Below are 21,614 nucleotides of genomic sequence, written 5' to 3'. Positions count from 1 at the left end.
CATGAAACGCATCACCGCCATCATCAAACCGTTCAAGCTCGACGAAGTCCGCGAAGCGCTCGCCGAAGTCGGCCTGACGGGGCTGACCGTCACCGAGGTCAAAGGCTTCGGCCGTCAGAAAGGTCACACCGAGCTCTATCGCGGCGCCGAATATGTGGTCGACTTTCTGCCGAAAGTGAAGATCGAAGTCGTGGTCGCGAACAACCAGACCGATCAGGTGATCGATGCGATCATCGGCGCGGCGCGCACCGGCAAGATAGGCGACGGCAAGATCTTTGTCGCGGATGTCGAGCGCGTGATCCGCATTCGTACGGGTGAGGAGAACGAAGCGGCCGTGTAAGCCGTTTTGCGCGCGTCATGCTTTGCGGCGTCGCGCGTCGCGCTGGATCACGCGCCGGCGTTGCACTGCGCCGGTGCTTCGATGCACGTACCGTGTGCTTTCGCTTCGGCTCGGAATTTCGGCGTCCGCGCAAATAAAAAAAGGTGCGACACCCTTTCGGACATCGCACCGATACGCGCCTCTCGCAGCAGCGTGAAAACTGTTTCCGTTAAAGCTTTTCTGTCTGCACCGTTCGATTAGAACGAGTGCTGGATACCCGCATACACGCCCGACTGGCTATGACCCGGCAGCGGGTTGTCGGTTGCGACTGACGTACCAGGGTTGTTCGCGTTCAGGCCGTAGTTAGCCGTCTTGCTGTTCTGGACCGTTGCGATCTGGATGTCCAGCAGCGTGCGCTTCGACAGGTTGTACGAGCCGCCGATCGTGTAGATCGTCGCGTTGCCTGCGCCGTTGTTGCCGTTCACGTGGTAGACGGCTGCGATCAGCGCTGCTGCCGGCGTTGCCTGCCACGTCACGCCGCCCCATTCGTGGTCGAGCGTGGTCGGCTGGCCAGGCAGAACGCCCGTTGCACCCGACGTGCGGACAGCCTGGTAGGCAGCCTGAACCTTGAACTGGCCCAGGAACACGTTGACCATCGCCGAGTATTCGCGCGACGCTGCGAACACGCCGCCCGACAGATTACCCGGGTTCACCAGAGTCGTGTTCGGGCCGTACAGCAGACCGTTGCCCGGGTTGCGGATTTCGTCGTACATGCCGCGAACCTGGAACAGCGACGAGGTGTAGGTCACTTGCGCACCGGCTTCGCGGCCTTGCGGCGTCGTGCCGTTACCGTTCCAGTTCGTCGCGTTCGACAGTGCGTATTGACCGTAGAAGTCAAAGCCTGCGATCTTCGGCGACTGGTAAGCGACGTTGTTGCTCGATTGCGGCCAGTTGCGGCCACGCACCAGCGATGCCGACGACCAGTTCGACTGACCGAACGGGTCGAAGTCCCAGACGCCGTTCGAGATGAACAGCATGCGGCCCATCGTGAACGTACCGTACTGGTTGTTCGCGAAGCCAACCGTCGCCCAACGATTGAAGAGACCGCCACCGCCGGGACCTGCGCCCGTCATCGTGTTGAACGAACCTTCCAACTGGAACACGGCCTTGGTGCCAGCGCCCAGATCTTCAGCGCCCTTCAAGCCCCACAGGCTGGTACCCCAGTCGCCGCTCTCCGCGCGGAAACGGTGCGTGCTGCTTTGCGCGGCACCCGCTGCGTTGGGATTCGTCGGCACACCCGACATGTACTCCAGACCAGCGTCCAGACGCCCGTACAGCGTCACGCTGCTCTGTGCGTGTGCTGCAACGCCGAAAGTCAGCAGCGCTGCGGCAGCCAAAGCTTTCTTCATCTTCTCCTCCATACCCTGTCAAAAAGTAAAGCCAGTACTGCGAGTGGTGCCCGGACGCCAGCAGCGCCGAGCAGGAATCCCTTTTCAGGGAGATGGGCGGGTGATCGGTTGTTTTGTCGATGCAGCTTCGTGGCTGTCTGATCGTCACGCCGATCTCTCTCGCGACCGGTATCTCCTGTTTGTTTTGAAGTGAAACTACTTTTCTTGAACTTTGTTTTGCTACTTTCGTTACTAATTTAGCAAAATACCCCTCGGTTGGCGAATAAATTAGCGATGCTCGATAAAGATGTCTCTAAATTGCAATACCACTGTGGGACAAGTGGCGCGCGGAGGGCTCCGGACAAGGCTCCGAGCCTTGTCCGACAAGGGAAGCACGGTTGTTAACGAGTGGTGTCAAGGATTGCCACTATTGACGCGATAAATCGTCGGGAGTAGAGGCGTTCCGGAACGTTGGTGGCGCAGATGTTGGGACGCCGAAGCTTTGACGCGGCGCAGGAGGGACAGTGGGGCGTCGCGAGGGCAATAAAAAGGGCGCCGGTAAGCGCCCTGTAATACTACTTAAACTACATCACCGGATTATTTCAGGCTGCCCGACAGGAACTGCTTGAGGCGCTCACTCTTCGTGTTCCTGAACACTTCGTCGGGATGGCCTTCCTCTTCGACGCGCCCCTGATGCAGGAACATCACGTGATTCGACACGTTGCGCGCGAACGCCATCTCGTGCGTGACGACGATCATCGTGCGGCCTTCTTCCGCGAGCGTCTGCATGACTTTCAGCACTTCGCCGACCAGCTCGGGGTCGAGCGCGGAAGTGGGCTCGTCGAACAGCATCACGTCGGGGTTCATCGTCAGCGCGCGGGCAATCGCCACGCGTTGCTGCTGGCCGCCCGACAGATGCGACGGATACTGCTTCTCGAGGCGCGGCGCGAGGCCCACTTTCTCCAGATACGTGCGGGCGCGTTCCTCGGCATCCTTGCGCGACATGCCCAGCACGTGCAGCGGCGCTTCGATGACGTTTTCGAGCACCGTCATGTGCGTCCACAGGTTGAAGTGCTGGAACACCATCGACAGTTTCGTGCGCATCCGTTGCAACTGCTTCTGGTCCGACACGCGCAGCGCGCCGTGTTTGTCCTTCTGCGTGCGGATCTCCTGGCCGTCGACGAAGATGCGCCCGGAGTTCGGCTGCTCGAGGAAGTTGATGCAGCGGAGCATCGTGCTCTTGCCCGAGCCGGACGAACCGATCACGCTGATCACGTCGCCGCGGTTCGCGCGCAGCGTGACGCCCTTGAGAACTTCATTGTCGCCGTACTGCTTATGCAGGTTGTCGACGAAAAGCATTTGCTGTGTGGCTTGAGTGTTCATCGGGTTCCTTGACTTGCTTATTCGCCGTACTTACTTGCCTTGCGGGCGCAGATAAGCGAGCCAGCGGCGCTCGGCGCGGCGGAAGAGCCAGACGAGCGAAAAAGAAATGATCAGGTAGAGCAGGGCGGCGATGCCGAAAGCGTTGAACGACTGATAGGTTGCCGAGTTGACGTCGCGCGCGATCTTCAGGATGTCGGGCACGGTCGCGGTGAAGGCGACGGTGGTCGCGTGCAGCATCAGGATCACTTCGTTGCTGTAGTACGGCAACGCACGGCGCAGCGCCGACGGCAGGATCACGCGGCGATACAGCGTGAACTGCGACATGCCATAAGCGCGCGCGGCTTCGATTTCGCCGTACGGCGTCGCCTTGATCGCGCCCGCGAAAATCTCGGTCGTGTACGCGCAGGTGTTCAGCGTGAACGCGAGCAGCGTGCAATGCATGCCGTCGCGAAAGAACGCATTGGTCAGCCCGTTCGAGCGAATGATTTCGAGGCTGTAGAGGCCCGTGTAGCAGAGCAGCAGTTGCACGTACAACGGCGTGCCGCGGAAAATATACGTATACAGCCACACAGCGCCTGCGAGCCATTTCTTCTTCGACACGCGCGCGACGGCGAGCGGTATCGACAGACAGAAGCCCAGGCCGATCGACACGACGAGCAGCCACAGCGTGATGACGACGCCCGTAAAGCGGTAGCCGTCCGTATAGAGATAGTTGCGCCAGTATTCCTGGATCAGCTCGATCATAGTTCCGCCTTGCGCACGCCAGTCGAGTAGCGCTTTTCGAGGTACATCAGCACGAAGTTAGACACCGTCGTGATCGCCAGATAGATGGCGCCGGCCATCAGCGTGAAGAAGAAGAAACGCAGCGTGCCCTTGCCGGCATCCTGCGATGCCTTGACGACATCGGCGAGGCCGATGATCGACACGAGCGCCGTCGCCTTGACCATCACCTGCCAGTTGTTGCCGATGCCGGGCAGCGCGAAGCGCATCATCTGCGGGAACATGATTCGCGAGAACACCTGCCAGGCCGTCATGCCGTATGCGGCGCCTGCTTCGAGCTGGCCGCGCGGCACCGCGAGGAACGCGCCGCGGAAGGTTTCCGTGAAATAAGCGCCGTAAATGAAGCCGAGCACGGCGACGCCGGCGACGAACGGATCGATGTCGATCTGGTCCCAGCCGAGCATGTCGGTGAGGTTGTTCAGCCAGATCTGGATGCTGTAGAAGAGCAGCAGCATCAGCACGAGATCGGGGACGCCGCGCACGAGTGTCGTGTAGAGCGTGCCGATGCCATACGACAGGCGGTTTTTCGACAGCTTCGCTGCCGCGCCGAGCAGACCGAGCAGGAACGCCAGCGCAAGCGACAGGATCGCCAGCTTGACGGTCTGCACCGTGCCGGCAAAGATGAGCGGGCCGTAGCCTTGAAAGAGCATAGTGAGTCCTTGACGGCGCTCCCGCGCGCCGCGAAAGACGCGGAACGCGTGCGCTGCGGCGGGTCGCGCGAAGGGCGATGCCGATCGCGATCGCCTTCGATGTCTCCGTGCGGCGCACAGCATGCCGCTGTGCGAATCATGACTGCCTGGCCGTTCCCGACCGGCAGCGCGTTTTCCAGCTTGTTTGCTACTGCATGTTTGCTGCTGCTTGTTTGCTACTGCGTTGCTTCTTTGCGTCCGACTGTATTACGAAGCCCGGCGACGGGCCCATCCGGGCCTGTCCCGAGCCTTTGCTGCGCGACGCCGGCGCGGCCGGCTCGCCCATCGAAGACTAGCGGCTCTGATAAATATCGACGTCGAAGTACTGCTTCTCGAGCCGCTTGAACGTGCCGTCCTGGTGGATGTCGGCGAGCGCCTTGTTGAGCTTCGCCTTCAGCTCGCCGTCTTCCTTGCGCACGCCGATGGCCGTGCCTTCGCCGATCGTCTTCGGGTCCTTCACTTCCGGGCCGGCCCACGCGAAGCCCTTGCCGCGCGGCGTTTTCAGAAAGCCGGCGTCGGCCTGCAGTTCGTCTTGCAGTGAGGCGTCGAGGCGTCCCGTTGCGAGATCGGCGTACACCTGATCCTGGTTCTGATACGGCACGATCGTCACGCCCTTCGGCTCCCAGTACGCCTTCGCGTACGCTTCCTGCGTCGTGCCCTGCTCGACGCCGACGTGCTTGCCCTTCAGCGACTCAGCCGTTGGCAGAAGCGGCGAGCCCGCCTTCGCGATCATGCGCGCGGGCGCGTCGAACAGCTTGTCGGAGAAGTCGATCTGCTCGCGGCGCTTGTCGGTGACGGTCAGCGACGACACGATGATGTCGAACTTCTTGCCCTTCAGCGCCGGAATGATGCCGTCGAAATCCTGCGGAATCCACACGCACTTGACGTTCATCTTCGCGCAGAGTGCCTTCGTCAGATCGACGTCGAAACCGATCATCTGGCCATTCGGCGCCATCGATTCGAACGGCGGATAACTGGCGTCGACCCCGATGCGCACGGTTTTCCATTCTTTTGCCATAGCCCCCGTGGCCATGACTGCGAGCGCAACGCACAGTGCGAGCTTCTTCATGTTTCTCCTGACTTCCTGATCGCCGCGGTGCCGTCCCGCGCCGGCGACCACCGGCTGAAGGCCGGCCGTCGCCATTCTAGGCGGACAAAATTATGCTGCCCGGATTAGAGGCGAATTGACCGGCTTTGCCGCCGGTTCATTGGCCCGGACCGCCTGCTGCTTGCCGGCCTCTTTCCCCACCCGGGCGGCCGCGAGGCGTGCTCGCCTTGCTGTCCAGCGGCGCGCGTTTTGCGCGGCGATCCGTCCGGACGCGGCACGCGCGTCGACCCTTTCCAAAAAGCGCGGTATTTTACCCGAAGCCGGGCGTGGTGCCAGTAGCAATCGTGTGGCAGCCGTGCGCAAAAAGCCCTTTGCCGCCAGAGACATGCGTACGCGGCGCGATATCGCGGGCACGCGTGCTGATGTCGTCACGGCCGATGCGGCGTGCATTGCGCGGCCGTCGCCATTGCCGTCATTTGCGGAACGATCCGGTGCAATGGCAGCGATTGTCCCCGGCGCGCACGGCCCATACATTCCCGTCATCGCCAATTTTCACGGGAGAGTCACATGATCACGATTCGCCGCTCCGACGAACGGGGCCACGCCAACCACGGCTGGCTGGACTCGAAGCACAGCTTCTCGTTTGCCGATTACTACGATCCCGAGCACATGCATTTCGGCCCGCTTCGCGTGATCAACGAGGATCGGATCGCGGGCGGGCAGGGCTTCGGCACGCACGGGCATCGCGACATGGAAATCGTCACGTATGTGCTCGACGGCGCGCTGTCGCATCGCGACAGCATGGGCAACGGCTCGACGATCCGTCCCGGCGACGTGCAGCGCATGAGCGCCGGCACGGGCGTCATGCACAGCGAGTTCAACGCGTCGCAGGAAGACCTGCTGCATCTGCTGCAGATCTGGATCATTCCGAAGCGCGCCGGCGATCAACCCGGCTACGAGGAAAAGCGCTTCAGCGATGCGGACAAGCGCGGCCGTCTGCGCGTCGTCGTGTCGCCGGATGGGCGCGACGGCTCGGTGACGATTCACGCCGACGCGTCGATCCACGCAGGCCTTTTCGACGGCGCGGAGCGTGCCGAGCATGTGCTCGCGGCGGGCGCGAGGCGTATGTGCATGTCGCGCGAGGTACGCTGACAGTGAACGGCGAAGCGCTGAACGCAGGCGACGCCGCGATCATCACCGATGCGTCGACGGTTACGCTGGAAAACGGCGAGGGCGCTGAAGTGCTTCTGTTCGACCTGGGCCAGTTGCGTTAAGCCGCCGGCCATCGGAGCTGTTGTCGTCCGCGCGTTCGTGCTTTCGCCGCGTTCGGCGAGCCATAAATGAGAAACGCCACGGGATGTCACTCCTGTGGCGTTTTCTTTTGCATGCGCCGCGCGATGCCTGGCGTGAAGCAAAGGCGACCGAGCGCAACGCGTGGCGAGCGTTCGACGCTTACGGCTTCACCGACGAAGCCGCCGCGTCGCCGCGATGCTTTTCCCAACGCTCGCGCATCTTCTCGTGACGCTGCTCCATCTTCGCGAAGTGCTGTTTTAGCGTGGTGCTGACGGTGGTCTTCTGCTGGTCGTTCAGGCCGTTATAGAAGTTGAGCCACGCCGTCGCCGTCTGCTCGCGCAGTTGCGCGTCCTTCTGCTCGATCTGCTGATGTGCGGCGTGCATTGCGTTCAGGTCGAGGATCGGCTGCTGCTGCATCTGCTTGAACTGCTGCCGCATCTGCTCGTGATTCGCGCGTTCCGCTTCGTGGCTTTGCTTCATCGTGTCGAGCGCGGCCTGCCATTGCTTTTCCTGATCCGCGTTCAGCTTGAGCTGGCCGTGCAACTGGTTCAGATCCTTCATGAAGTGGCCGTGATGCCAGCCGGGACCGCCAGGACCCATGCCGCCGGGACCGCCGGGGCCACCCTGAGGCTGCGCGGCGAACGCGGACCCGAGACTCAGTGCGAGCGATGCAGCGGCAACGGCGAGAAAGCGTGATGTTTTTTTGGACATTACAGTGCTCCTTGATGACTAGCCGACGATGCCGCCTGTCTCGAAGGTGGACGGGCGTGCATTCGGTAAGGCACAGCGTAGAGGGATCGATCGCTGGTCGTGTTACGCGTATTCTTGCGGAAGTTACGCGACATTACGTGTGCCTTTCGCGGTAACACCCCGTAACCCTTTAGGGGGTCAGTAGGGTCGAATAGCCGTCGGGGCGCGCGTTACACTTCAAGCCATGGCTACTCAAATTCTTGTCGTCGATGACGACGTCGAACTGCGCGACCTGCTGCGCGATTACCTGGCCCGGCAAGGCATCGAGGTTTCGGTGCTGCATGACGCCAGTTCCCTGGAACGCCGCATCGAGCGCGAACGTCCCGACCTGATCGTGCTGGACCTGATGATGCCCGGCGTCGACGGGCTGACGGCGCTGCGCAAGCTGCGCGCGTCGGGCGACGATATCCCCGTCATCATGCTCACGGCGCGCGCCGACGACGTCGACCGCATCGTCGGACTGGAGCTCGGCGCGGACGATTACCTCGGCAAGCCGTTCAATCCTCGCGAGTTGCTCGCTCGCGTGCAGGCAGTGTTGCGGCGCCGCAAGACGCTGCCGTCGGCGGCCGCGCCCGAACAGCGCGAGCCGTTTTCGTTCGGCCGCTTCACGCTCGATTTCCAGTCGCGAACGCTGCATCAGGAAGGCAAGCCGCTCACGCTGTCCGGCAGCGAATTCGCGCTGCTGAAGATCTTCGTCAATCACCCGATGCGCACGCTCACGCGCGAGCGCCTGCTCGAACTGCTGCACGGTCCCGAATACGACGGCACCGACCGCGGCATCGACGTGCAGGTGTGGCGCCTGCGCCGCATCCTCGAAACCGATCCTTCCGTGCCGCGCTTCATTCAGACCGTGCGCGGGCGCGGATATGTGTTCGTCCCCGATGGCGAGCAACATGCGTCGTCCAATTGATTCGCTGTTCGGACGGCTGGCGCTGCTGGTCGTCTGCGTGCTGCTGCTGTCGCATTTCGCGTGGTATCTGCTGGTGCGTTTCGAGCGCAACCAGTTGCAGACGCGCTATGCCGTCGAAGAAGCCGTATTTCTCGTCGATGCCGTTCGCGATCACGTGAGGCGCGAGCCCGACCAGCCGCTGCCTTCGCGCGTGCGTCTCGTCGATCCCGCCAGCAATGACGTGCCGCCCGATGCGCCGAACCTGCCCACGCCGCTCAACCGCTTCCTCGACGACGTGCGCGACCGCATGCCGACGTCGACGCAGGTGCGCATCGGCGTGCCCGGCAAGCCGCCCACGTTATGGGTGCGCTCGGCGAGCGACGCGAGCTGGATCGTCGTGCCCGTGCAGCCGCTGCGGCCGCCGCGTCCGCTCGACCGGATGGTGCTGTGGCTCGGCATCATTTTCTCCGCGGGCGTGATGGCGGCGCTCTTCGCGGCGTGGCAGTTGCAGCAGCCGCTGCGTTCGCTCGCGCAAGCCGTCGCGCGTTTCGGGCGCGGCTTGCCCGTGCCGCCGTTGCGCGAACGCGGGCCGCGCGAGCTGCGTCAGCTGACGCACGGCTTCAATCAGATGGTCCAGGAAGTCGCGCGCACGGAGCACGACCGCGCTGTGATGCTCGCGGGCGTCGCGCATGATCTGAAGACGCCGCTTGCGCGTCTGCGGCTGCGCGCCGAAATGATGGACGAGCCGAAGATGCGGGACGGCGTCGTGCGTGACGTCGATTCGATGACGCATATCGTCGAGCAGTTCCTGGTGTTCGCGCACGACGGCGCGGATCGCAGCGAGCCTGTCGAAGTGGACGCGCAGTGCGAGCGCGTGGTGCGCAGCTATCGCGCGGTATCGTCGAGCGTGCCGACTGTGCAGACGGACTTGCGCGCCGGTCCCGGTTTCATGCTGCCCGCCGCGACACTCGACCGCATCCTCTCGAATCTGCTCGACAACGCGCATGCGTATGGCGCGCCGCCCGTCGTCGTGTCCACGGCGCGCACGCCGCGTGGCTTCACGCTGACCGTCAGCGACAACGGCAACGGCATTGCCGCGCAAGACTTGCTCAACGCAAGCCGTCCGTTCGTGCGGCTCGACCCCGCGCGCGGCGGCAACGGCCATAGCGGCCTGGGGCTCGCGATCGTCGAGCGGCTCGTGCGGCGCGCGGGCGGCGAATGGCAGATCGGCAACAACGACGCCGCAACCAACGGCGGGCGAGGGCTGCGCGTTCAGATGACGTTCCCGCTGGAATCGGAATCGCGCGCGGCGGCGGCTTCGGAAAGCGCGTGGTGATCCACTGCGCCAGGTGAGAAGGATCGACGGAAACTGACGGGTATCGACGGGCGGTGACGCCCGTCATTCCCTTTCACGCGTGCTGCATGCGAGGCGAGAGGCTCTGGCCTATTCGGTGAAGAGCGAGTTGAGCGCGGCGGCCGCTTCGCTGTCGACGGTATTCCACGTGACCGTGTCCGCCTCGAAGATGTAGTGCGTCGTGTACTTGCCAAGACGCGCCAGGATTTCTTCCTGGATCACTTCCGGCGCGACTTCCAGTTTCAGATACCAGGCGGTCGACGACAGGCGCGTCTGAAATGCGCCGTACTCTGCAAGCAGATGATCGAATGCGTCTGCGTCCTGATCGCGGCAGACGATGACCAGATTTCCCTTCATGCGAACCTCCGGGTAGCGGGCAGCGGTGATCACAACCTTCGTTCGAAAGTCGATGATACCTGCTTGCGCTTCGCTTGCCCGGTGGCTTTGACATGGCGATGCGGGCCGCATGGCCCGCGAACCGCATGCGCGTGCCCGACCGCGTATTTCAGACGATCACCAGACGCTGGCGGACGCGCGTGCGGGCGGCGCGGTGTCATCGGGCGGAACGGCTTCGCTGCGATCGCGGCCACCCTGTTTCGCCGTATAGAGCGCCTGGTCGGCGCGGCTGACGATGCGCTCCGGCAAGTCCTCCTGCGACAGTTCCGTGATGCCGATGCTCACGCTCAAGCCCACCGACGGAGGCAGCTTCGTCGACGGCATCGACTTGAGCCTCACGCGCAGACGCTCGACCACTTCGAGCCCCGCGCCGAGCGCCGTCGCGGGCAGCAGAATGCCGAACTCCTCGCCGCCCAGCCGCCCGATCGCGTCGCTGGCGCGCAGCTCGCTGCGGCACGTATCGACGAAATGTTCGAGTGCGCGGTCGCCCGCCGCGTGGCCGAAGCGGTCGTTGATCTGCTTGAAGTGATCGAGGTCGGCGATCGCCATGCAGAGCGGCTCGCCCGCCGCATGCGCACGGTCGATCTCATGGCGCAACAGGTCGAGGAAATAGCGCCGCGACAGCGCGCCCGTCAGCGCGTCGTGGCGGGCCTCGGCGGACAGCAGCGTATTGGCCGACTGCAACTGCTCGGCGAGCACGCGCGTCGCGCGATGGTGGCGCCGCTCGCGCAGATACGACACGGTGATCACCCAGGCCAGCGCGACCGTGCCCGCGAGCGTCAGGAACACGAGCATGTGATCGCGCTTGTGATTGCGCATCAGTTCGGGCCACGCGGCGAGGGGATCGACGAGATGCGCGGAGAGCCCCGAGTTCAATCCTTCGCGCGACTGGTAGAGCGTCGGAATCGGTTGGCCCGGCATGTCGAACAGCTGCTCGGCGATCTCGGGCGGCACCCACGGCGCATTGCGGCGCACCTGCCCCTTGACGGCCCGGATCTGCACGGGCTGGAACTGGGCGCGGTGATAAGTGCTGATTCGCTCGGACTCGCGCATCTGCGTGACGCGCGAGTTCGGCATTGCCTGGCCTTCGAGCGCGGCGTTGTGCGCCATGATGATCACGCCGTTGTCGTCGGTGACGAAGGTGCCCGCGTGCGCGACCCAGTGACGCAGCCGCGCGATGCCGACCTTCGCGACGATCGCGCCGACCAGCAGGCCGTCGTCGTAGACGGGCGCGGAGATGAAGATGCCCGGCTCGCCGCTCGAGCGGCCCACGCCATACGCTTCGCCGAATGCGCCGAGCAGCGCGTTGGTCAGATAGCTGCGCGAGCGCATGTCGATGCCGACGAACGATTGCGCGTTCTGCGCGTTGCTCGCGGCGACGCATAGTCCGTTCGCGTTGACGAGCCAGATGATGTCGAGCCCGGAGAAGCCCTGGGCGTCGCGCAAAAAGCCGTCGATGCCCGCCAGTTCGGGCGACTTCAGCAGTTCTTCACGATGAGCGGGTTCCCCGTCGACGCCTGAAACGGCATAATTCTGCGAATGCGTGAGCGCCTGCTGGATCACGCCGAGTTCGGCCATCGTGGCAGGTATGGCCCGCGACATCGCCAGGTCGCTCGCGATCACTTCGGCCATGTTGTAGACGATCGAGCCGGACATCTGCCGCTGCTGGCGCAAGGCGGCATCCAGTTCTTGCTGTACCATCCGGTCCGCGACCAGGCCGGATGCGAACCAGCATGCGATCACGACCAGTATGAAACTGGCCGGTCCCGATGCCTGGCGCAAGATTGTCCTTTTCATCGACCCTCTGATCCGTCTGACTGATTCATGCAACAAAGCCTTTCGTTGCAACGCGCCGGCGCTGGGCCGTTCCTGTCGATCATCTCCGTGCGCCGCACGGACCCAGGATAGATGCGCCGGTCCGCCGTCCTCATTGCTGGCAGCCCGTTGGATACGCCGCTTCCAGATTTTAACCGTCGCGCGGCAAGGCGCCAGTCAGGATTTGCTCGCTTGAAAGTCCCGTGTGGTCTTTAACGGCCTGGGAAGGGACTTTCTGAATAGCGCGGCGCGATTCCAATGTGGCTCGCGCGCGACGGTTCGTAAGCATTGGCACAAGGCGCTGAGCGGCTCGCTGCTTACAGATGCATTCCGAGAACCATTCAGCGTGACATTTGAATGTCAACGGTTGTTTCTGTCACACAGGTTGTAGTAGTGTCGTGCCGTCCAAAACGAGGAAAGCTCGCCGTTCTGCCGGCGGCGACCCGCGCAACCGGTTGCGCCGGCCGTGTGCGCAGGCCGGCATGGGGCGCCGCGCAACGTGTTCGTTGCCGGCCAATGCGTATCCAACGCCAACGATCTACCGCGCATTAGCGTTTTGTCATGCCTGATTTCCGCTTTCCGGATCGAAACTCGGACCGCCGCGCCGCGCGCCCCGCGGGCGTAGCCATGATGCCTTGCGGCAAGCCCGCATTCCCGCACGACGGGAGGGCCGCCTGATGGATGTGTTCGGCTTCACCCTCAACCGTACCGCCAACGCGTCGGCGTGGCGGGTACTGCCCAATCGCTGGGACTTCATTGCGTTTCCGTTGATCATCTGCGTGATCGCGATGGCGGCCATCGGCTTCCATCAGACGATGGCGCCCATCTCGACGCTCGAGGCGAAGCCAATCTCGCTTGATCCGTCGAACCTGCCCGAGTACGCGTTGCGCACGACGCTGCGCATGCTCGCCGCGATGGTCGCGTCGCTCGTCTTCACGCTGGTCTACGGCACGCTCGCCGCGAAGAGCCGCCGCGCGGGCCAGGTGCTGGTGCCGATTCTCGACATCCTGCAGTCGGTGCCCGTGCTCGGCTACATCTCGTTCACGGTGACGTTCTTCCTCGCGCTCTTTCCGTCGCGCGTGCTGGGCGCCGAGTTGGCGGCGATCTTCGCGATCTTCACGAGCCAGGCGTGGAACATGACGTTCAGCTTCTATCAGTCGCTGCGCACGGTGCCGCGCGATCTGGACGAGGTGTCGAAGGGCTTCCACCTGACTTCGTGGCAACGCTTCTGGAAGCTCGAAGTGCCGTTCTCGATGCCGGGCCTCATCTGGAACATGATGATGTCGATGTCGGGCGGCTGGTTCTTCGTCGTCGCATCCGAAGCGATCACGGTCGGCAATCACACGATCACGCTGCCGGGTGTCGGTTCGTACCTGGCGCAGGCGATCTCGGAGCGCAACCTGCACGCGATCGGCTGGGTGATCCTCACGATGACGGTCGTGATCCTCGCGTACGACCAGTTCCTGTTCCGTCCGCTCGTTGCGTGGACCGACAAGTTCCGCATGGAGACCACGAGTTCCGGCGACGCGCCCGAGTCGTGGCTGCTCGACCTGATCCGCCGCACGCGGCTGATTCACCGTCTGCTCGTGCCGATCGGCTGGATGTTCGCGAGAGCCGCGCGCATTCCGATCCGCTGGCCGAGCGTGCGTCCCGTGAAGTTCGCGAAGCCGGCGAGCGAGACGTCGTCGAAGGTCGGCGACATCGTGTGGGCCGTGATTGTCGTCGTGGCCACGCTGTATGTCGTATATCGCGTCGTCGAGTACGTGCGCACGGGTGTGACGCTCGACGAGGTCGGCCATGTGTTCGTGCTCGGCCTCTTCACGCTGTTGCGCGTGACGCTGCTGATCGCGCTCGCGTCGGTCGTATGGCTGCCGCTCGGCGTGCTGATCGGGCTGCGTCCGGCGCTCGCCGAAAAGATCCAGCCGCTCGCGCAGTTTCTGGCGGCGTTCCCGGCGAACCTGCTGTTCCCGGTGTTCGTGATCGTGATCGTCAGGTTCCATCTGAATCCGGACATCTGGCTCTCGCCGCTGATCGTGCTCGGCACGCAGTGGTATATCCTTTTCAACGTGATTGCAGGCGCGAGCGCCTATCCGAACGACTACAAGGAAGCCGCGAAGAATTTCCGCATTCGCGGCTGGCAGTGGTGGCGCCAGGCGATGCTGCCGGGCGTGTTCCCGTACTACGTGACGGGAGCGATCACGGCGTCGGGTGGCGCGTGGAATGCGAGCATCGTTGCCGAGGCCGTGCAGTGGGGCGATACGAAGGTCGCGGCGCACGGACTCGGCGCGTATATCGCGCAGTACACGGCCGCTGGCGACTATCCGAAGATCATTCTGGGCATCGCGGTGATGTCCCTGTTCGTGTCCCTGTTCAATCGTCTGTTGTGGCGTCCGCTGTACGCCTATGCCGAAAGCCGTCTGCGGCTCGATTGAGATTCATTGAAGGCAAAACGCGATGCAAAACCCTAAAGCCGTTACCGCCACGCCGATCCAGACGCCGCCGATGCCGCCGCGTCTCGGCGAAGAAATTCTGCGCGTCAAGGACGTGTGCCGCGGGTTCAACAAGACGCAGGGCGAACTTCTCGTCCTCGACGACGCGAACCTGTCGCTGCGCGAAGGCGAGATCGTCGGTCTGCTGGGCCGCTCGGGCTCGGGCAAGTCGACGCTGTTGCGCATCATCGCCGGGCTGATCGAACCGACGGACGGCGAAGTGACCTATATGGGCAAGCCGCTCAAAGGTCCCGCCGAAGGCGTCGCGATGGTGTTCCAGACGTTCGCGCTGTTTCCGTGGCTTACCGTGCTGCAGAACGTGGAGGCGGGTCTCGAAGCGCTGGGCGTCGGCGCGCGCGAGCGCCGCGAGCGCGCGCTGGCCGCGATCGACCTGATCGGTCTCGACGGCTTCGAGAACGCGTATCCGCGCGAGCTGTCGGGCGGCATGCGTCAGCGTGTCGGCTTTGCGCGCGCGCTGGTCGTCGATCCGACGCTGCTGCTGATGGACGAGCCGTTCTCCGCGCTCGACGTGCTGACGGCCGAAACGCTGCGTACCGATCTGCTCGATCTGTGGACGCAGGGCCGCATGCCGATCAAGTCGGTGTTGATCGTCACGCACAACATCGAAGAAGCGGTGTTCATGTGCGACCGCATTCTTGTGCTGTCGTCGAATCCGGGCCGCGTGATCGCCGAGATCAAGGTGCCGTTCAAGCATCCGCGCAATCGTCTGGACCCGGCGTTCCGCCGCCTGGTTGACGACATCTACGCGAAGATGACCGCGCGCCAGAAGGACGAAACGACGAAGAAGGGGCTGGAGCTGCACAGCTGGCTGCCGCACGTGTCGACCAACCTGATGGCGGGCCTGATCGAGATGCTGGCGGCCGCGCCGTACCACGGCCGCGCGGACATGCCGGAAATCGCGCGCTCGCTGCATCTGGAAGTGGACGACCTGTTCCCGGTCGCGGAAGTGCTGCAGCACCTGGGTTTCGCCGACGTGCGCGAGGGCGATATTTTCCTGACGCCGCCCGCGCGCGTGTTCGCCGAGTTCGGCACACAGGAGCGCAAGATGATGTTCGCCGAGCATCTGCTGCGTCATGTGCCGCTCGCGGCGCGGATCAAGAAGGTGCTGAACGAACGGCCGGGACATCGCGCGCCGCGCGTGCGCTTCGAGCAGGAGCTGGAAGACTTCCTGTCGGACAGCGCGGCGGAAGAGACGCTCGATGCCGTCATCAACTGGGGCCGTTATGCCGAGATCTTCTCGTACAACGACCAGACGGAAATCTTCAGCCTCGAGGACGTCGAGTCCTGATCTTGCGGACCTGCGCTCCCGATCGATTCGGGCGCGCGCAAACGAAGAAGGGGAGCCGTGCGGCTCCCCTTCGTGTTCACGCGATGCGTCTGCGTCATATCGCGGCGGGATGGAACGCGTCAGCGGATCGTCATTGCAGATTGCCCCAGCGCTCGACGGCCGGTTCCGCCGAGGCCCACTTCCAGTACTTGTTGTCCTGCTGGCATGCGGCAGCCGTGTACCAGTAGACCTTCGAGTCGGGCTTGTCGCCATCGACGACGGAGAACACGAACTCCTTGCAGATCGCGAGCGACGAAGCGAATGCGCGCGTCACGCGCACCTGGCCGTGGCCGTTCTCGATGGGCAGCGTGTGCTTGACGCTCCAGTCGCGCGTTTCGCCGACGGGCATCGCGCCCGCGAGCGCCGCGATCACATTCTGCTGATCCGAATGCATGACGCGCATATACCGCGCGACGGCTTCGTCGGTGGCCGCCTGCACCGCGATGCCGACGCCGATGCCCACGGCGGGGTTCGCCGTGACGAGCCCCGTCGCTGCGCCTGCGCCCGCACCGGCCGCCGCGCCGACGGAGGACGTACTGCAACCGCTCGTGAGCGCCAGCGCGCCGACGCACAATGCGCCGGCAAGCGCGAGCCGCGCGGACGCCGCCGTGCGCAGCCGGTCCAGTGCCCGCTTATGGGTCGAGCGCGCGCTCATTGCAGCGAGCCCCAGCGTTCCGTCGCGGGTTCGGCCGATGCCCACTTCCACGCATTGCCGTCGCGGCAGATCGACGCGACATAGAACGCACTCGATGCGGGCACGTTCTTCGTCGCTGTCTTGTCGACGGAGAACACGATCTCCTTGCAGTCCAGTTCGCCCATGCTGATCGCGCGGCTCACGGTCACGCGGCCGTGTTCATCGTCTTCGAGCGGCACCGAATGCGTGATGCTCCACGGCGCGACGGCGCCCACCGCGAGCGGGCCCGCTGCGATTGCGATGCTGTCCTGAGTATTGCGATGGATGATGCGCTCAGAGTACTGGACGCCCGCCCGCGCCGCCGCGACGGCGCCAAGGCCGATACCCGTTGCGACGGCTGCGTTGTTGGTGACTTTGCCGGCGATCGCCGCGCCGGCGATACCGGCGCCCGCCGTCGCGCCTTCCGTGTAGAGCGAACTGCAGCCGCTCAGTGCCGTCGTGACGGCGACGGCCAGCGCGGCAATTAGCGTGGCGCCCGGAAAGATTGAACGCCGCATCGTTGCGGGCTGCGCCGTGTGCGCTTTGCGGTGCATGGCTTTTTGCATTTTCTGGTCGTGGCTCCTGCTCGTGCCTTCGACGCGCGGACCGCGCCGGCGAAGGACGGACTGCATCTGATTTTTACGCAGCGGCATTGTGCAGGATGGCTTTTGTAATTGGCATAGGGAAAGTGCAAGCAAATGCAAAAGGTGCTGCGGGGTCGCCGTCTTTCTGCTTGATTTCGTAGCAGTCCGCATGCCCGGATGGTCCAGTCAGCGTCGCCGCCAACGCGCGGACATGCGTTGTGCGTGGGAAGTATTGTCGGTGAATGAGCGCCAGGCGATGCCGCGCTAAACCGATAGATGAGCGTGCAACAAAGCGCACGAATGTGGCGCGGCACGCGATGCATCACGTGCCGCGTTGCGTGTCACGATTCGTCGGGATTCGAATCTTCGTCGCCGTATGCGCTGAGGCGGTTGTACAGCGTCTTGAGACTCACGCCGAGCGCCTTGGCCGCGCGCCGCTTGTCGCCGCCGCAATATTTGAGCGTGCCGAGGATGATCTGCTTCTGCGCATCGGCGAGCGGCGTGCCGATCCACACGCTCATCGAATCGCCGAGCGTGACGGGCTTCTTCACGCGCGACATCAGATGCGGATGCGGCAACTCGACGGCCTTCTCGGCGAGGATGAACGCGCGATACACGGCGTTCTTCAGCTCGCGCACGTTGCCCGGCCATGACCACGTGCGCAGCGTTTCCATCGACCGCTTGCTGAAGACCTTGTTCGTGCCTTCCTGACGATTGAGTTCATCGAGAAAATGCATCGCCAGCAGTTCCCGGTCGCCTTCGCGTTCGCGCAGCGGCGGCGCGCGCAGCGGAAACACGGCGAGCCGGTACATCAGGTCCTCGCGCAGGCCGTTTTCCTTCACTGCGACGGCCGGGTCGCGATTGGTCGCGGCGATCACGCGCACGTCGCCGCGAATCAGCTCCGTGCCGCCGACGCGATAGAACGTGCCCGTTTCCAGCGCGCGCAACAGCTTGACCTGGCGCACGGGCGCCATTTCCGTCACTTCGTCGAGGAACAGCGTGCCGCCGTTTGCGTGCTCGAAATAGCCGACGCGGCCTTGCACCGCGCCCGTGAAGCTGCCTTTCTCGTGGCCGAACAGTTCGGCTTCGATCAGCTCATCGGGAATCGCGCCGCAATTGACGGCGACGAACGCGCCGTCCTTGCGCGCGCTGTGCTCGTGGATCGTGCGGGCGATCAGCTCCTTGCCCGTGCCCGATTCGCCGATGATGAGCGCGGTCGCATCCGTCGCGGCCACGCGGTCGATCTGCTCGTAGAGATCCAGCATCACCGGCGACGAGCCGTACAGCACGCCGTACGACTTCAGTCCGGGGATGCCTTCCGCCATGCGTTGCTTGCCCTGTGGCGCGGGAGCGCTGCCACCGGCTTGCGCAGCGGGCGAGTCCAGATCGGTTGACGGCATAACCAAGGGTGTCCTGTGCAATTTCGGGTGAGTGTCTGAATGGCGCAGGCCAGTATCGAGGGCGTGGACTGCTCTGTTAGTGGGTCCACTATCTCATAAAAGGCAATTTAACCATTGGCGCACCATATCAGGCAAGGCGCGTGCAAATTTGGCATTCGCTGAAAATGTGCGAGCTTTGACGGATGATGGCCGCGAGATGCCGGAAAAAGTTGCATCCGTCGTGTGATCTTCCGGCAACTTTGTCTGTATTCCGCGCACCTTGTATGTATCTTGAAAATTGGCGCGGGGCGGAACTCGGCGGGCAGGCGCGGATCGCATAGGGGTGGCCGGGTACGGCCGTTGCAAGACGCCAGAAAGGGTGGGCGGACGCGCGCCGGACTCTCGAGCCGGCGACGCGCCACGCGTGGCGGCGAGCGCAAAGAGGCGCCTCCTGGATACCTCGCTGGCCGCCATCGGAACGGGCCGTCGGCCAATGAGACAGACCGGTCCCGCGCCGGAAAGGAGATTGCAATGACAGAAACGACCGAGCAGCTCGCATTGGGCAAGCAGAAAATCGTCGAGGATCTCAGGGTGCTGTTGACCGACTCGGAAGAAATGCTGCGGCTTGCGGCGACCGTTCCAGGCGAGGGCCTCGATGCGTTGCGCGATCGGCTGCGCACGCATGTCGATACGTTGCAGGCGGCGCTCGGCGATGCGCAGACGTCGGCGCAGCGCCGCTACCGTAGCGCGACCGTTCAGACGGAACGCTACGTGCGCCAGAACCCGTGGCAGTCGCTCGGCATCGCGGCGGGCGTCGGCTTCGCGCTCGGCTTGCTCGCGTCGCGGTGACCGGCGTTCATGGAAGCTGTCGGGCGCGTAGACGGCCCCCCGTCCCCATTCACGACAAAGGAGTTCAAGATGGCACGACCCACAATCGGCATATTCGGCGCTCTGTTCGCAGTGGGCAGCGTACTGGCCTGGCGCTGGGTGCAACGCCAGCGTGGCGTACAGCAGCCGCTGGCGCGCGATCTGACGCGCTGGGAAGGCGAGGGCGGTTCGGTGACGGAACCTGCGCAGCCGCCCGGCGCGCAGATGGCGCCCGCAGCGCATCTGCGTGGCGGCAACGGCGCGGATCATAGCGCGAGCGGCGACGCATGGCCGTTTCCACGCGGATGATGTTGCCGTCGCCCCGGCTGCGATCCTCGTGCACGCGGCGCGCGCCTGTTAGCCAACTGCCGATATTTTTTCGATATAAAGCCGTATAATGATTAAAAACCACAACAATATATCGATTTGACGGCAAAATTTACGGAAATTGTTGCGCAGATGCGTTAAGTCGGAAATTTTTTCCGATTCAGGCGTCCGGCGTCGCGAAACAGGCACAGGCCTGGAATCGCCGCGCGCGGGCGCTTTCGTCGTCGCAACTTTCTGGCGAACGCAGGCTGCGCGTGTTCACTACCAGTACTTACGAGCTTTCCACACGCGATGCCACATGTATTGATTGTCGATGACGATCCAGGTACCCGCGATGCGCTTGCGGCGATCATCGCGGAAGACGGGCTGACGACGGCCACGGCGAGCGACCTGCGCGAGGCGCGCATCCAGCTCGTGCGGCAGATGCCCGATGTCGTGTTCACCGACCTCAAACTGCCCGATGGCACGGGCGTCGATCTGTTCGAGGATCTCGATCCGCGTTCGGGCGTCGAGTTCGTCGTGATCACGGGCCACGCAACGGTCGAATCGGCCGTGAGCGCGCTGAAGATGGGCGCCGCCGACTATCTGGTGAAGCCGATCAACATGCAGCGCGTGAAGGCGATTCTGAGCCGCCTGCCGCGCGCCGGCGATCTGAAAGCCGAAATTGGCACGCTACGCGGCGAGCTGCGCCGCATGGGCCGCTTCGGCCTGATGCTCGGCAATTCGTCGGTCATGCAGCAGGTGTATGACCAGATCAGCCGCGTGGCGCCGACGGCGGCCTCGGTGATGCTCGTCGGCGAATCGGGCACGGGCAAGGAAGTCGCCGCGCAGACGCTGCACCAGCTGAGCCTGCGCCGCAAGCACGCGTTTCTCGCGGTGAATTGCGGCGCAATCTCGCCGAATCTGATCGAATCGGAGATGTTTGGCCACGAGCGCGGCGCGTTCACGGGCGCGGACCGGCAGCACAAAGGCTACTTCGAGCGCGCGAACGGCGGCACGCTGTTCCTCGACGAAATCACCGAAATGCCGATCGAGTTGCAGGTGAAACTGCTGCGCGTGCTGGAGACGGGGATGTTCATGCGCGTCGGCACGACGAAGGAGATCGAAACGGACGTGCGCCTGATCGCCGCGACGAACCGCGATCCCGAGCAGGCGGTGCTGGAAGGCAAGCTGCGCCTCGACCTGTATCACCGGCTCAACGTGTTTCCGATCAGCCTGCCGCCGCTGCGCGAGCGCGGCAAGGACGTCGAACTGCTCGCGCAATCGTTCCTCGACGATCTCAACGAGCAGCACGGCACGAAGAAGCACTTTCCGCCCGCCGTGCGCGAGATGCTGCTGTCGTATCCGTGGCCGGGCAACGTGCGCGAGCTGAAGAATTACGTGCAGCGCGCGCACATCATGTCGAGCGCCGATTCGGACAACACGGCCACGGTGCCGCTGCAGATTTCGCTGTCGAAGCCGACGGCGGGCACGGCGATCACGATCCCATTCGGCACGTCGCTCGCGGAAGCCGACCGTCAGCTGATTCTCGCGACGCTCGAGCAGTGCAGCGGCGTGAAGACGCGCGCCGCCGAGATTCTCGGCATCAGCCTGAAGACGCTGTACAACCGGCTCGTCGAGTACGGCAACGATGCGGGCCGCGCCGACGGCGACGACGTCAACGACGAACCTCAGGCGCTCGGCAAGGCAGACGTCTGAGCCGGCGTCTGAGCCGCCGTCTAACAGGCTGGCCGCGTGGGCGCGCCGCTCAGTGAGGCCGCTCGGTCAGCGCACTCAGTTAGCCCACTCAGTCAGCCCACTCAGTCAGCCCACTCGGTCAGCCCACTCGGTGAGAGCGATCACT

General features: G+C 63.9%; 19 protein-coding genes and 1 pseudogene. 9 read left to right on the top strand and 11 right to left on the bottom strand.

Features of this window, described 5'->3' with window-relative positions:
- Position 1 precedes the first annotated feature (1 nt).
- Positions 2-340 carry a P-II family nitrogen regulator gene (locus AABE10_RS27945; protein WP_087734445.1) on the top strand — a complete coding sequence of 113 codons (339 nt, stop codon included), beginning with the start codon at positions 2-4 and terminating at the stop codon, positions 338-340.
- A gap of 236 nt (positions 341-576) precedes the next feature.
- Here the strand turns inward: AABE10_RS27945 and AABE10_RS27940 are convergent, their stop codons facing one another.
- The 5 genes from AABE10_RS27940 to AABE10_RS27920 all read right to left on the bottom strand — a co-directional run bounded on the left by AABE10_RS27940 (position 577) and on the right by AABE10_RS27920 (position 5,628).
- The gene (locus tag AABE10_RS27940; protein WP_342936444.1) at positions 577-1,728 is read right to left on the bottom strand and encodes a porin; all 1,152 of its coding nucleotides are present in this window, start codon (positions 1,726-1,728) and stop codon (positions 577-579) included.
- Positions 1,729-2,304: 576 nt separating this feature from the next.
- Positions 2,305-3,090 carry an ABC transporter ATP-binding protein gene (locus tag AABE10_RS27935; RefSeq protein WP_342936443.1) on the bottom strand — a complete coding sequence of 262 codons (786 nt, stop codon included), beginning with the start codon at positions 3,088-3,090 and terminating at the stop codon, positions 2,305-2,307.
- A 30-nt stretch (positions 3,091-3,120) separates the two neighbouring features.
- Positions 3,121-3,834, bottom strand: coding sequence for an ABC transporter permease (locus AABE10_RS27930; protein ID WP_342936442.1), 714 nt, complete (start codon positions 3,832-3,834; stop codon positions 3,121-3,123).
- Positions 3,831-4,520 (bottom strand): histidine ABC transporter permease HisQ, encoded by a 690-nt coding sequence (locus AABE10_RS27925; protein WP_342936441.1) that lies wholly within the window; start codon positions 4,518-4,520, stop codon positions 3,831-3,833. The genes AABE10_RS27930 and AABE10_RS27925 overlap by 4 nt, the downstream gene beginning before the upstream one ends.
- Before the next feature lie 331 nt (positions 4,521-4,851).
- Entirely contained in the window at positions 4,852-5,628 is a 777-nt protein-coding gene (locus AABE10_RS27920) for an ABC transporter substrate-binding protein (protein ID WP_342936440.1), read from the bottom strand.
- A gap of 546 nt (positions 5,629-6,174) precedes the next feature.
- Between AABE10_RS27920 and AABE10_RS27915 the strand changes: the two are divergent.
- Positions 6,175-6,881, top strand: a pseudogene (locus tag AABE10_RS27915) (pirin family protein).
- A 178-nt stretch (positions 6,882-7,059) separates the two neighbouring features.
- Here AABE10_RS27915 and AABE10_RS27910 read toward each other — a convergent pair.
- The gene (locus AABE10_RS27910; protein ID WP_342936439.1) at positions 7,060-7,611 is read right to left on the bottom strand and encodes a periplasmic heavy metal sensor; all 552 of its coding nucleotides are present in this window, start codon (positions 7,609-7,611) and stop codon (positions 7,060-7,062) included.
- A gap of 223 nt (positions 7,612-7,834) precedes the next feature.
- Here AABE10_RS27910 and AABE10_RS27905 point away from each other — a divergent pair, with 223 nt between their 5' ends.
- Both AABE10_RS27905 and AABE10_RS27900 read left to right on the top strand, forming a co-directional pair.
- Positions 7,835-8,560 (top strand): response regulator, encoded by a 726-nt coding sequence (locus AABE10_RS27905; protein ID WP_342936438.1) that lies wholly within the window; start codon positions 7,835-7,837, stop codon positions 8,558-8,560.
- Positions 8,544-9,875, top strand: a complete 1,332-nt coding sequence (locus AABE10_RS27900) for an ATP-binding protein (protein WP_342936437.1) — start codon at positions 8,544-8,546, stop codon at positions 9,873-9,875. The genes AABE10_RS27905 and AABE10_RS27900 overlap by 17 nt, the downstream gene beginning before the upstream one ends.
- A gap of 108 nt (positions 9,876-9,983) precedes the next feature.
- On the opposite strand, the gene AABE10_RS27895 is transcribed toward AABE10_RS27900, so the two are convergent.
- Both AABE10_RS27895 and AABE10_RS27890 read right to left on the bottom strand, forming a co-directional pair.
- Positions 9,984-10,250: a hypothetical protein gene (locus AABE10_RS27895; RefSeq protein WP_087734453.1), complete on the bottom strand. Its 267-nt coding sequence runs from the start codon at positions 10,248-10,250 to the stop codon at positions 9,984-9,986.
- A gap of 156 nt (positions 10,251-10,406) precedes the next feature.
- Positions 10,407-12,086 carry a diguanylate cyclase gene (locus AABE10_RS27890; protein ID WP_342936436.1) on the bottom strand — a complete coding sequence of 560 codons (1,680 nt, stop codon included), beginning with the start codon at positions 12,084-12,086 and terminating at the stop codon, positions 10,407-10,409.
- A gap of 695 nt (positions 12,087-12,781) precedes the next feature.
- Here AABE10_RS27890 and AABE10_RS27885 point away from each other — a divergent pair.
- Both AABE10_RS27885 and AABE10_RS27880 read left to right on the top strand, forming a co-directional pair.
- A complete protein-coding gene (locus AABE10_RS27885; protein ID WP_342936435.1) occupies positions 12,782-14,536 on the top strand; it encodes an ABC transporter permease subunit in 1,755 nt (584 codons plus the stop codon).
- Positions 14,537-14,558: 22 nt separating this feature from the next.
- A complete protein-coding gene (locus tag AABE10_RS27880) occupies positions 14,559-15,902 on the top strand; it encodes an AAA-associated domain-containing protein (protein WP_087734456.1) in 1,344 nt (447 codons plus the stop codon).
- Between the two features lie 130 nt (positions 15,903-16,032).
- On the opposite strand, the gene AABE10_RS27875 is transcribed toward AABE10_RS27880, so the two are convergent.
- The 3 genes from AABE10_RS27875 to AABE10_RS27865 form a co-directional block, all read right to left on the bottom strand.
- The gene (locus tag AABE10_RS27875; protein ID WP_342936434.1) at positions 16,033-16,596 is read right to left on the bottom strand and encodes a hypothetical protein; all 564 of its coding nucleotides are present in this window, start codon (positions 16,594-16,596) and stop codon (positions 16,033-16,035) included.
- The gene (locus tag AABE10_RS27870) at positions 16,593-17,132 is read right to left on the bottom strand and encodes a hypothetical protein (protein WP_342936528.1); all 540 of its coding nucleotides are present in this window, start codon (positions 17,130-17,132) and stop codon (positions 16,593-16,595) included. The genes AABE10_RS27875 and AABE10_RS27870 overlap by 4 nt, the downstream gene beginning before the upstream one ends.
- A gap of 407 nt (positions 17,133-17,539) precedes the next feature.
- Complete coding sequence (locus AABE10_RS27865) at positions 17,540-18,598, bottom strand: sigma-54 dependent transcriptional regulator (protein ID WP_342936433.1); 1,059 nt, start codon at positions 18,596-18,598, stop codon at positions 17,540-17,542.
- Between the two features lie 510 nt (positions 18,599-19,108).
- On the opposite strand from AABE10_RS27865, the gene AABE10_RS27860 reads away from it, so the two are divergent.
- The 3 genes from AABE10_RS27860 to AABE10_RS27850 all read left to right on the top strand — a co-directional run bounded on the left by AABE10_RS27860 (position 19,109) and on the right by AABE10_RS27850 (position 21,469).
- On the top strand, positions 19,109-19,426 hold the full coding sequence (locus AABE10_RS27860; protein WP_342936432.1) for a DUF883 family protein: 318 nt from the start codon (positions 19,109-19,111) through the stop codon (positions 19,424-19,426).
- A 69-nt stretch (positions 19,427-19,495) separates the two neighbouring features.
- Complete coding sequence (locus AABE10_RS27855) at positions 19,496-19,753, top strand: hypothetical protein (protein WP_342936431.1); 258 nt, start codon at positions 19,496-19,498, stop codon at positions 19,751-19,753.
- Positions 19,754-20,062: 309 nt separating this feature from the next.
- Complete coding sequence (locus AABE10_RS27850) at positions 20,063-21,469, top strand: sigma-54 dependent transcriptional regulator (RefSeq protein WP_342936430.1); 1,407 nt, start codon at positions 20,063-20,065, stop codon at positions 21,467-21,469.
- The last annotated feature ends 145 nt before the right edge of the window (positions 21,470-21,614 follow it).

This window comes from Paraburkholderia diazotrophica, assembly GCF_038900755.1.
GTDB classification, from domain to species: Bacteria; Pseudomonadota; Gammaproteobacteria; order Burkholderiales; family Burkholderiaceae; genus Paraburkholderia; species Paraburkholderia diazotrophica_A.
The sequence above is the reverse complement of the archived record's forward strand: the minus strand, read 5'-3'. Positions and strand labels throughout refer to the sequence as shown.

What these genes read in the sequence shown, in the direction of transcription:
- AABE10_RS27945 (WP_087734445.1), top strand. Translation starts at nt 2, where the DNA reads ATGAAACGCATCACCGCCATCATCAAACCGTTCAAGCTCGACGAAGTC.
- AABE10_RS27940 (WP_342936444.1), bottom strand. Translation starts at nt 1,728, where the DNA reads ATGAAGAAAGCTTTGGCTGCCGCAGCGCTGCTGACTTTCGGCGTTGCA.
- AABE10_RS27935 (WP_342936443.1), bottom strand. Translation starts at nt 3,090, where the DNA reads ATGAACACTCAAGCCACACAGCAAATGCTTTTCGTCGACAACCTGCAT.
- AABE10_RS27930 (WP_342936442.1), bottom strand. Translation starts at nt 3,834, where the DNA reads ATGATCGAGCTGATCCAGGAATACTGGCGCAACTATCTCTATACGGAC.
- AABE10_RS27925 (WP_342936441.1), bottom strand. Translation starts at nt 4,520, where the DNA reads ATGCTCTTTCAAGGCTACGGCCCGCTCATCTTTGCCGGCACGGTGCAG.
- AABE10_RS27920 (WP_342936440.1), bottom strand. Translation starts at nt 5,628, where the DNA reads ATGAAGAAGCTCGCACTGTGCGTTGCGCTCGCAGTCATGGCCACGGGG.
- AABE10_RS27910 (WP_342936439.1), bottom strand. Translation starts at nt 7,611, where the DNA reads ATGTCCAAAAAAACATCACGCTTTCTCGCCGTTGCCGCTGCATCGCTC.
- AABE10_RS27905 (WP_342936438.1), top strand. Translation starts at nt 7,835, where the DNA reads ATGGCTACTCAAATTCTTGTCGTCGATGACGACGTCGAACTGCGCGAC.
- AABE10_RS27900 (WP_342936437.1), top strand. Translation starts at nt 8,544, where the DNA reads ATGCGTCGTCCAATTGATTCGCTGTTCGGACGGCTGGCGCTGCTGGTC.
- AABE10_RS27895 (WP_087734453.1), bottom strand. Translation starts at nt 10,250, where the DNA reads ATGAAGGGAAATCTGGTCATCGTCTGCCGCGATCAGGACGCAGACGCA.
- AABE10_RS27890 (WP_342936436.1), bottom strand. Translation starts at nt 12,086, where the DNA reads ATGAAAAGGACAATCTTGCGCCAGGCATCGGGACCGGCCAGTTTCATA.
- AABE10_RS27885 (WP_342936435.1), top strand. Translation starts at nt 12,782, where the DNA reads ATGGATGTGTTCGGCTTCACCCTCAACCGTACCGCCAACGCGTCGGCG.
- AABE10_RS27880 (WP_087734456.1), top strand. Translation starts at nt 14,559, where the DNA reads ATGCAAAACCCTAAAGCCGTTACCGCCACGCCGATCCAGACGCCGCCG.
- AABE10_RS27875 (WP_342936434.1), bottom strand. Translation starts at nt 16,596, where the DNA reads ATGAGCGCGCGCTCGACCCATAAGCGGGCACTGGACCGGCTGCGCACG.
- AABE10_RS27870 (WP_342936528.1), bottom strand. Translation starts at nt 17,132, where the DNA reads ATGCGGCGTTCAATCTTTCCGGGCGCCACGCTAATTGCCGCGCTGGCC.
- AABE10_RS27865 (WP_342936433.1), bottom strand. Translation starts at nt 18,598, where the DNA reads ATGCCGTCAACCGATCTGGACTCGCCCGCTGCGCAAGCCGGTGGCAGC.
- AABE10_RS27860 (WP_342936432.1), top strand. Translation starts at nt 19,109, where the DNA reads ATGACAGAAACGACCGAGCAGCTCGCATTGGGCAAGCAGAAAATCGTC.
- AABE10_RS27855 (WP_342936431.1), top strand. Translation starts at nt 19,496, where the DNA reads ATGGCACGACCCACAATCGGCATATTCGGCGCTCTGTTCGCAGTGGGC.
- AABE10_RS27850 (WP_342936430.1), top strand. Translation starts at nt 20,063, where the DNA reads ATGCCACATGTATTGATTGTCGATGACGATCCAGGTACCCGCGATGCG.